Annotated in this window: 6 protein-coding genes and 1 riboswitch; of the genes, 1 reads left to right on the top strand and 5 read right to left on the bottom strand. The window is 68.5% G+C overall.

The genetic code is table 11. The features are described from left to right. Window positions 1-815 precede the first annotated feature (815 nt). From ACFQS2_RS00365 to rlmC, 5 genes are all read right to left on the bottom strand, one after another. Window positions 816-1,109 (bottom strand): hypothetical protein, encoded by a 294-nt coding sequence (locus ACFQS2_RS00365; RefSeq protein WP_377792331.1) that lies wholly within the window; start codon window positions 1,107-1,109, stop codon window positions 816-818. Then, on the bottom strand, window positions 1,100-1,480 hold the full coding sequence (locus ACFQS2_RS00360; RefSeq protein ID WP_377792330.1) for a TIR domain-containing protein: 381 nt from the start codon (window positions 1,478-1,480) through the stop codon (window positions 1,100-1,102). Before ACFQS2_RS00360 ends, ACFQS2_RS00365 begins: the two co-directional genes overlap by 10 nt. A gap of 573 nt (window positions 1,481-2,053) precedes the next feature. Then, window positions 2,054-3,040, bottom strand: a complete 987-nt coding sequence (locus ACFQS2_RS00355) for an asparaginase (protein ID WP_377792329.1) — start codon at window positions 3,038-3,040, stop codon at window positions 2,054-2,056. Continuing rightward, the gene (locus ACFQS2_RS00350; protein WP_377792328.1) at window positions 3,037-3,675 is read right to left on the bottom strand and encodes an SRPBCC domain-containing protein; all 639 of its coding nucleotides are present in this window, start codon (window positions 3,673-3,675) and stop codon (window positions 3,037-3,039) included. Before ACFQS2_RS00350 ends, ACFQS2_RS00355 begins: the two co-directional genes overlap by 4 nt. A 38-nt stretch (window positions 3,676-3,713) precedes the next feature. Next, the gene (rlmC, locus tag ACFQS2_RS00345) at window positions 3,714-4,883 is read right to left on the bottom strand and encodes a 23S rRNA (uracil(747)-C(5))-methyltransferase RlmC (protein ID WP_377792327.1); all 1,170 of its coding nucleotides are present in this window, start codon (window positions 4,881-4,883) and stop codon (window positions 3,714-3,716) included. Window positions 4,884-4,944: 61 nt separating this feature from the next. Next, window positions 4,945-5,060: riboswitch (SAM riboswitch) on the top strand. A 29-nt stretch (window positions 5,061-5,089) separates the two neighbouring features. On the opposite strand from rlmC, the gene ACFQS2_RS00340 reads away from it, so the two are divergent. Beyond that, window positions 5,090-6,094, top strand: a complete 1,005-nt coding sequence (locus ACFQS2_RS00340) for a hypothetical protein (protein ID WP_377792326.1) — start codon at window positions 5,090-5,092, stop codon at window positions 6,092-6,094. The last annotated feature ends 17 nt before the right edge of the window (window positions 6,095-6,111 follow it).

Genomic DNA, 6,111 nt, shown 5'->3' with positions numbered 1-6,111 from the left:
GACCCGGTCCTCACCTTCCGCACGAACGCCACCCCGTTAGTATCCCGAATCACCCACCTCGACCCACAAACCTCCAGGTCAACGGGTTGATAGCTCGCCAGCGACATCACCGTGCATCAAGTCAGGCCAGAGCCCTCCAGCGCTTCGGTCAGGATTTCGCCGAGCTGCGAAGATCTGTTCATCTCGGTGCAGGATCGCGCCGACAACCTCTATTGTCGTGTCCACTCGGGCGGCTCCTTATCCGGGGGTGCTCTTCAACGAAGAGCTACTGTGTGACCGCTAGCATCTCTATGTCAACGTTACGCAACCACTTGCCACTAAAATGCAACAAAGCGCAGAGATGCAGTAGACCGAAAAGAAGGTCCAAGGCGTCCAAACCTCACGCGACGTAAACGTTCTATACTTTCTGGGATTGCGCCCTTGGTCGAGTGCCTGCCACTCGGCGAAATAGACCGAGGCTGGGAGTACCCGCTCGATCCTATTGATCACGGCAAACTTCCCGGTATTAAGCTGGCCGAAGGACCGGATGAGGCTTCGCCAAGCTAGGGCAAGTATTGCCCCAGTAATAGTTAGCACCGCCAGGCCGACCGCCTGGAGATGCGCATTAGGTTGATTTCCAATCAGGAGGCTCATGGCTGTCAGAATCACGCCGTTAATGGTGAGAAAGAATGTGTTGACACCCTGCCTTCGTGCCACTAAGCTCTCCGAGCTATTCACCATGAGCTTATACAACTCGAGGGTGAGCGCAAGATCCGCCTCGGAGGCGGGTCGTCCGTTTGGGAAGAGTGCTTTGTCAATTCTTTGAGAGTCATTGTTCATGACATCATCTCCGCGGCTATGCGAATCGCTTCAGCGTACAGGGTGTCCTCTAGGGCAACGTCCCTGGGCAGCGCAGAGAATGGCACGATGGCCTCGTGTGTCGAATCCTTCTCGATCATCCATGCCGCCCACGCGTTGTGCACGTCTTCCGGCGCCACTGCCACCCCTTTGGCGAGCAGCAGGACGGCGTAAATGCGAAACAGGCCCCGCACGTCGTCATCGGGAAGGTTGGAAGCCGGCACTCTCGCCCGGATCTGCAGCGCGATGTTGTCGAGGTAGTTCAGGTCCATGTCGCCAGCCACTTGGTAATCTGAGCAAAGTCCCAGCGGACAACGTTCCCCGCTGGCAAGCCGCGAGGAACCTGGTATGTGTTCTCGGAGCTAATCTGGATCCCGAAAATATAATGGCCCTGGCGGGAGGTTTCTGCAATCTCCCAGAGGACAGCATCCGACCTATGGGTTGTTGGGCCGATTAGAACGATAGTCCCCTTAGTGAGCCCCATTCGTTCGCGACACTTTGTTTTCCATGAGCTATCCCAAGGGTCTTGAACGGAATAGTCGACAAATTGGATGTCATTCCGCCTGTCTTTTGCGTGCCGAACTAAGAAGTCGCGGGCCCAGCGATCTTCCATCTCGAAACTGATGAACGCTCGTGGAGCCATCTCTTTTCCTCTCAGTGTGGAGGAGCGGCACACCTGTCGAGATGCACAGTTCGCTACTCAGTCACGACACATTATCGCCAATCATGCCAGCGAAGGGCGTGCAGGCGCCCTCGACACACCGCATCCTTGTTGCATCGCACGACTACGAATGTTTTGAGCGCTTGTGGCGGCCGCCCCGAGGCTGGCTGGCAGTGTTGGGGTCGTAGCAGATGCCCGTCGAGACTCTTGAAGTGTCCAACCCCTGCAGAGTGTCGTTGGCGGGTCTGTCCGGCACGTGCCGGGTGCCTGCGCCAGTCCTTGTCCATCACGATGCCTTGACTGGAGACATGCTCGCCGTTGGGAATGCCGTCCCGGTGGCGTGGCCCGCACGCCGCCTCGTAGTGACTCTTATGCTGGCGTGCGACCGGTTGATGAACACGCAGTGCCGCAACTAGTATTTCCCCTACGCGGCATTCGTCACGATAATGCGACAACGGGCCGAGCAACCACATTCTCGGCCACCGGACTGCTCACGAGGTGGCGGCATACCCATCCTTCGCGGGGCGCCACGGGTAGCCGAGCCCGACTCCGGTCTCAGTGCGCGTACCTCGCGAACGTCGATTGAAACTTGTCGCTATGCGCTCCGTCGGCGAGCAACACCTGCAACAACAACCGAGCCTTCTGCGGCGACAGCGCCCCGGCCATGACCACTCCGCGCGAGATCAGGTCCTTCTCGCTGCCGGGGTAGTCGTAGTGCCGATCCGAGGTGCCGCCACTGGGTATACGGGTCGCGACCACGACGGGCGTGCCGGCATCGACCAGTGCCGCCAGGCGCGGCACCGCGTCGGCCGCGACGTGGCCCATCCCGACGCCGGCGACGACGAGCCCGTCGAGCGTTCCCGCAGGCAGTGCGTCCAGCAACGTGAAGTCCTCGCCGACGCCGCCCATCAGGATCGGCACGTTCGGCAGCTTGGCCGGCAGCTCGCCATGCCGCGCGGCCGACCGCTCCAGCGGCCGGTACAGCAGGCGCACGTCATGCTCACCCACGAGCGCCACCGGGCCCGAGGGCTCCGAGGTGAAGGCGTCGATCGAGCGGGAGGACGTCTTGGTGACCTGCTCGGCGAGGTGCACGGAGGCATCGAAGACGGCCAGCACGCCGAGTCCTCGTGCGGACGGGGCAACCGCGGTGCGCACGGCGTCGCGGATGTTCGCCGGCCCGTCGGCCCCCGGGGCGTTGCTGGGTCGCATGGCGCCGGTCAGCACGAGCGGCGCGTCCCGGTCCCAGTAGAGGTTCAGCAGGAACGCGGATTCCTCGAGGGTGTCGGTGCCGTGGCTGACCACCACGCCCGTCGCGCCGTGATCGACGGCCTCGCGGGCGTTTCGGAGCACGTCGCGCAGGTGCTCGGGGCGCACCGACGGGGAGCCGACGTTCGTGATCTCCCGATGGGTGACGGCCACGCCGTCGATGACCGACGGTGTCAGCGACGCTCCCGCGGATCCGTCCGGGGCGGCGCCCAGCCCGGCCGCATCCTGCGACATGAAGATGGTGCCGCCGAGCGACAGCAGGCTCACCGAGCTCACGACAGGTCCGGCTCCTCACCCAGGTAGAACGCGGCGGTGCGCACGGCGGCCTTGCGGGCGGGCTTGCGGTCCGCGCCGGAGGCGACGTGCGCGGCAGCCCACGCATCGGCCGTGGCTCGGGTGAAGTCCGCGCCCTCGTCGGAGGCGGCGAAGCCGCCCAGCTCCGTGAGCAGATCGGTCGAGGGGTTCTCGAGGTGCAGGGCGAGGGCGTACAGCGCGCCGTCCCAGCCGCAGCCCGTGGCGGCGGGCCCGAAGGTGCCCCAGTGCGCGTCGACGGGCACCGTGTGCCGCAGCTCGAAGCGGGAGCCGCCGCTCTCGGCCTCGGAGATCAGCAGTTCCATCTCGCTCGTGGAGCCACCGAACTCCCAGGTCAGCTTGAGCCGGTGGGGCTCCTCGGCGCTGAGGACGGTGCCCTGGGTCTCCATGTCCGGCAGCTCGAAGCGGCCGCCGTCCTGCAACTCCCCGTCGGCCCGGCCGAACCAGAGGGCGAGGCGATCGGCGCTGGTGAGGGCGGCCCACACCTCGGCGGGCGGCGCGGGGAGGTCCTGCGCGAGGGAGATGACGTGCCCGTGCGGGGCGGGGATCACCGTGCGGGTGACCTCGGTCAGCTGGCTCTGGGGGGTGGGGGTGGCCATGGGGGCTCCTTCGTCGGGGGACGTCGAGGTCCACTCTGTCAGGTGGTGCGTCGCAGGCGCACGATGACCTCGGCGTGCTCGGTGTGGGGAAACATGTCCACCCAGCGCCCGGCGACGATCCGCAGCGAACTCATCGCGGAGAGGTCGGTGGCCAGGGTGGCGGGATTGCAGCTGGAGTAGACGACGTCGCGCACACCCGATCCCTCCAGCCAGGCGGCGAGGTCAGGGCCGATGCCGCGGCGGGGCGGATTGACGACGACCACGTCGGGCGGGCCGGCGGGACCCTCGGCCTCGCGCCGGGCCCAGGCGGTGGCGTCGTCGGCGAGGAAGGCGACCGGCAGCGCGGCGCCCTCCGCCGCGGCCCGAGCCCCGTCGATGGCCCGCGCGGAGACCTCGACGCCGGTGACGCGGGCATGGGGCACGGCGCGAGCGGCGTGCAGTGCGAAGCCGCCGAGCCCGCAGTACAGGTCCCAGATCCGCGGGGCCGCATCGTGCTCGCCGGCGATCTCGGCGATCCAGGCGGCGCCCTGGCGGTACAGCTGCCCGGCGACCTCCGTGTTGGTCTGCAGAAAGGACTGCGGGGCCGCATGCAGCGTGACGTCCCCGGTGCGCACGGCGATCGAGGACGCCCCGGCGAGATGGATCTCCTGCTCGCCCTCGACGCGCGTGGTGTGCTCGGGATGGATGTTCGCACTGACCGCGACGATCGACGGGTGCGCCGCCAGCAGCCGCGGCAGGTGCTCACGGATCCGCCCCAGCGCCTGTTCGGAGCGCAGCACCAGGCGCAGCAGGTGCTCACCGTCCGGGGAGGCGGTGATCAGGACGTTCTTGATCTCGCCGCGGCGTCGGGCCACATCGTACGGCGGCACCTGCGCCCGACGGATCAGCGCCTTGACCCCCTCCAGCACCTCATCGACCCCGTCGGGATACAGCGGGCAGTCGCAGAGGTCGGCGCCCGGGGCGCCACCGGCCGCGCGGGGCAGGGAGAGGACCGGGTCCTGGGCCGTGCCGCCCACGGCCATCTTCCCGCGCGCCCGGAACCCGGCCTCGGGGCCGACGATCGGCTCGTCCCACGCGGCGCCCGATGCGAGATACGGGGCCAGCAGGGCCTCGACGCGCGCGCGGCCCTCGGCGATCTGCCGAGGGCGGGGGAGGTCCAGCAGAGTGCACGAACGGCACTCGCCGGAGTCGAAGTGATGGCACCGCACCGCAGAAGTCTACGAGGCGGGGCCTCTGGACTGTCGGGCCCCGCGACTAGCCTCACGGGCAGGTCAGGAGACGCGGCCGGACTTCCTCGGCAGAGGCCGCGCGGCAACCGGAACCGAACCCGGTGCCCGTCGAGGAAGACCCGGCCGGAGTGCGCCCGCACCTCCGGCAAGCAGGCCCGCCAGGGCCGGACTCGGAAGGCACCGGCATGGACACTCACCGCTCCCACCGCCCGCACCCGCAGGATGAGCCCGCGGACATCGCCGCGACCTGGCGCGACCAGCAGATCGAGCTGGTCCTGCCCGGCGTCGGCGCGATCACCGCCTGCGCGGATCCGCGCCTGTTCCAGGACCCCGACCCTGAACCCCGGGCCGAGCCCGACGAGGGCTTCCGCCGCCGCGAGCCGACCACCCCGCCGGATCCCGGGCAGGTCCGCGCCGCCCTCCAGGCCAGGCCACCGCTCGAGCTCGAGCACACCTGGCTCGTGGTCCCGGCGCTCGGCCCGGTGCTGCCCACGCAGCAGAGCGAGGGGATGATCGTGGCAGATCTCAGCGGATGCACGTCGCCTGGCGAGCTCCGCCCGGGCGTGCCCGGTCGCGAGCCCGGGGTCAAGAAGCCGGCGCGCAGCTCTCGGGAGCACTGGTGGTACCGCGTCCCGTCAGTCGCCGCGGCGCTGCGCGAGCGCGGCGCCATGGCCGGGCACGGCGCTCTCGTGGGATCGGGCCGGGAATGGTTCGAACCGGCCGTCGCCGCCCGCGAGGACCTGTTGGCCGCCCACCCCGATCAGGCGCTTGAGGTCGCGCTGAACGTGGCGCGCGAGCACGGCCAGGCCGCCGTGATCCGCCTCGGGCCGGCGGGCCTGGACGTGATCCCCACCGGGGCCGATCCGCGGGTGCCGCACCTGGAGGCGATCGACGTGCTGGTCACGGCGAGGCCGCCCCGGTGCCCTCTGCGGGGCACCGATGACGCCGAGCCGTGCCGGCCCCACGGCGGCCCGTGGATCGAGGCCGCGCAGCGCGCCCAGGTGAGCTGGGAGGCGCGGCGGTCCCAAGCGCTGGCCGTGCAGGAGTGCGGGGTCTGCTTCGGTGAGGCGCTGCCGCCGGAGCCGGATCAGCCCCAGCTGCCGCGCCTGGCGCTGCGCACGCCGGTCCCGTTCATCGACCGGCTCCACCTGCGCAGCGGCGAGGAGGTGCGGATCGATCCGCTGCGATAGAGAGCCGGCCGTGCTCC

It is taken from the genome of Brachybacterium sp. GCM10030267, assembly GCF_042666875.1.
Lineage (GTDB): Bacteria > Actinomycetota > Actinomycetes > Actinomycetales > Dermabacteraceae > Brachybacterium.
This window is presented reverse-complemented; position numbering and strand designations above follow the sequence as displayed.